The sequence below is a fragment of the Nonomuraea sp. NPDC001684 genome, assembly GCF_053596515.1.
In genome coordinates this window covers 1-3,187 of record NZ_JBSFGJ010000694.1, presented here as the reverse complement: position 1 = coordinate 3,187, position 3,187 = coordinate 1, and the positions used below count along the sequence as shown (strand labels likewise).

The 3,187-nt window shown below is 73.1% G+C and carries 2 protein-coding genes; one reads left to right on the top strand and one right to left on the bottom strand.

Annotated elements, in window-relative coordinates; all coding sequences use genetic code 11:
• Positions 1 to 90: 90 nt before the first annotated feature.
• Complete coding sequence (locus ACWCSD_RS50215; protein WP_449926549.1) at positions 91 to 954, top strand: CAP domain-containing protein; 864 nt, start codon at positions 91 to 93, stop codon at positions 952 to 954.
• 43 nt (positions 955 to 997) lie between these two features.
• Here ACWCSD_RS50215 and ACWCSD_RS50210 read toward each other — a convergent pair.
• The coding region (locus ACWCSD_RS50210) for a hypothetical protein (protein WP_449926546.1) at positions 998 to 3,187 on the bottom strand (2,190 nt) is incomplete at its 5' end.

Here is a 3,187-nt window from a genome sequence, read left to right as displayed (position 1 = left end):
TCGACCGCACCAACCACCGCGCGAGCACCACCATCAACATCCTCACCGAACACCAGTTGACAGCAGCCCAAAGCCCTTAACTTCCCGGCATTGCCCCTAGGGGTACTCGCCGGCCTGGTGTGCCTGGCTGCACTCGGTACGCCGACGACCCCGGCGAACGCCGCGACGGCAGCCGCGGCCGGCAGCGAGGCCGCCGGCCGCTGCCGGGTCACCGTGGCCACGCCTCGCGTCAACGACACCGCTCAGATCGTCGCCTCCGCCGCCCGTCAGGGCTGCCTCACGGACGCGCTCCTGCGTGTCCGGCTCAAGCGCGCCGTCCCGGGCACGGACCCCGTCGTCAAGAGCGGCTCCACCCGGTCCGGCAGCGTCGCGCTCACCCTCCCCTGCGCGCCCGGCGTCTACTACGCCGTCGCCACCGACCACCGGGGCCGCGGCGCGACGTCCAGGGCGGTCCGGCTGACCTGCGCCCCGGCCCCGACGCCCACGGCGTCCCCCAAGCCCACCCCGACGGCCACCGCCACCCCGGCCCCTCAGCCGACCGCGACCGGCCCCGCCGGCACGGTGGGCACCGCCGAGGAGAACGAGGTCCTGCGCCTGGTCAACGCCGAGCGCGCCAAGGGCGGCTGCCAGCCGCTCAAGCACGACGCCCAGCTGCGCGCCGCGGCGTACGGCCACTCCGCCGACATGGCCGCCAAGGGCTACTTCAACCACACCTCGAAGGACGGCCGCAGCTTCATGGACCGCATCAGGGCGGCCGGCTTCACCGGCGGGACCGCCTTCGCCGAGAACATCGCCAGGGGCCAGGCCACCCCGGCCGCCGTGATGAACTCCTGGATGAACAGCTCGGGTCACCGGGCCAACATCATGAACTGCCGGTACACGGTGATCGGCGTGGGCGCGGCCAGGAACGGCCAGGGCCCCGTCCACTGGACGCAGGACTTCGCGGCCAGGTAGCCCTCGACGGGTGCCCCGCGCGCGTCGCGGGGCACCCCCGGGGTCAGACGCGGGTCAGCAGGACGTTTCCGTCGCCGGCCTTCCTGACCACGATGACCGCGTACAACCCGGTCACCTTCGGGTCGCTGATGGTCAGGCGTTCCATCTTGTTCGGGCCGCCGCTCGCGGACTTGCGGGCGGCGGAACGCGGCAGCCCCCACGCGGCGGAGTCGGGCGCCATCACGAAGAGGTCGAGGTCCTGCCCGTTGCGCGGCACGACCGTGAGCGTGGCGGGCACGCCCTTCTCGATCCACGTCGTGCGCACCTCGGCCAGCCTGCCGGCGGCGATGGGGAACTCCTGCGGCGTCCCGGCCTCCAGGTTGCCCGCGGCCGCCTCGGTCACCTCCATCGCGTACTCCTCGTAGTCGGCGTCGGAGCTGACCGAGTTGACGAACCAGTTGCGGGTGGCGGAGCTGGGCTGCACGGCGACGAAGTCCGCGCTGGTGGCGGTCCAGTCGGCGCTCCTGACGGCGTCGCCGCCGGCGTTGGGCGTGGTGGTCAGGTCGACGTCCGCGCCGTCCGGTCCGGTGACGGCGGCCACCACGTGCCATTTGCCGGGCGTGGTGACGAAGGCCGTCTGCAGCGGGACGTTGGCGGGCCGGCGGATCGGATGCCGGTCGGCCAGGTCCTCCACGTGCTGGGTGGAGACGGCGTTCTGGAACAGCGCCGCCTCCGCCAGGTCGTGGTGCTGCGGGTCGAGCAGGGTCAGGAAGTGGTCGAGGTCCTGGGCGACCGCCTTCCTGAACGCGGCCACGACGGTCTCGGGCCCGACGCCGCCGAGGTCCCAGTACTTCTCGTCCCGCGTTCCGGAGTCGGCCAGGTCGAGCAGCACCCCGGCCACGCGGCCCTCGGTCCTGCCCGCGTCCGCCCCGGTCGGCCAGCCGTCGCTGAACCAGCGCGGGCTCTCCAGGTCGATCGCGGAGGTCGGCCACCGGTAGTGCGTGTCGTCGTAGGTCTGGACGGCGACCCAGTCGGCCCACCCCTCGATCCAGGCGCAGGTCGGGTTGATCATCGGCGCCCACATGAAGTGCTGTCCGCAGGCGCCGCCGGTCGACGGCCGCACGCCGGTGTAGTCCATGATGAAGTGCCCCAGCTCGTGGGGAAGCGTCATCTTCTCCAGCGGTATCGAGGCGTCCAGGTTGATCTGGAAGCGGCCCAGGCAGTCGGGGCCGGCACCCGGGCAGTAGTACGACGTGGGCAGCACCTTGTCCGGCCGCCAGATGATGGTCACCGACTGGCAGTTCTGCTCGCCCGGCTTCCAGCAGTCGTCGGCCGGGTCGTTCAGCCAGCCGGTGTAGGCCCTCCACGTGTCGTAGGCGGCCGAGTGCAGGCGGAACGCCCCCTCCATCGGGTCGCCGGCCGCGCTGCGGTAGTCGATGACGGTGACCGACGTGCCGGGAGGGACGTCCGGCGTGGTCGGGCCGGCGTCGGTGTAGATGTCGCCGGCCTTCTCCGAGAAGCCCACGGACCAGTAATTGCTGACCGGGCTGACCTCGATGTTGACGTCCTGGCCCGTGCCGTCCTCCTCGGTGCCGGGGAAGCACAGCTTGTAGGCGCCGGACGCGTCCGTCTCGGCCCAGCCGAGACTGAGCCGGCCGTTCGTGTCGGTGTCGAACGCGTCCACCTCGGCCATGGGCACGCCGCCGACGGTTCCGTCCGCCTTGAAGTAGGTGACGCGCCCCTGCACGCACGTGTCGCCGGCCGCCGCCCTCGCGGTCCTCTCCGTACGGCGCCCGCGGCCCTCGCGCGGCATGCCGAACACCGACGACTGCGCGCCCACGGTGACGTAGGCGAGCCCGCCGGAAGCGGGCCCAGGACGCCCGTCGCGGGCCTGGACGCGGATGGAGGCGGGGCCCGGCCCGACCGCCGTGACGACGCCCTCGTACCGGACCGTCCGGCCCGCACGGGCCCGCCAGGTCCGTGTGGCCCGGTCCACCGGGCTGCGGCCGATCGTCGCGGCGGCGCGGTCGAGCCCGGCGGGCGGGGTCGCCCACTTCAGGGTGTCCGGCAGCTCGATGATCGTGGTGGCGTCGGGCAGGTCCTGTTTCGGGGTCACCTCGACCGTGAGCTTCGCGCTCTGCCCCACGGCGGGGGCGCGATCGAGCGAGACGTCGACGGTGAAGCAGTCCCCCGGGACGCAGGACGGCTGTCCCGGGGCTGCGGCGTGGGCCGGGGCCGTGGTGAGTCCCACGGC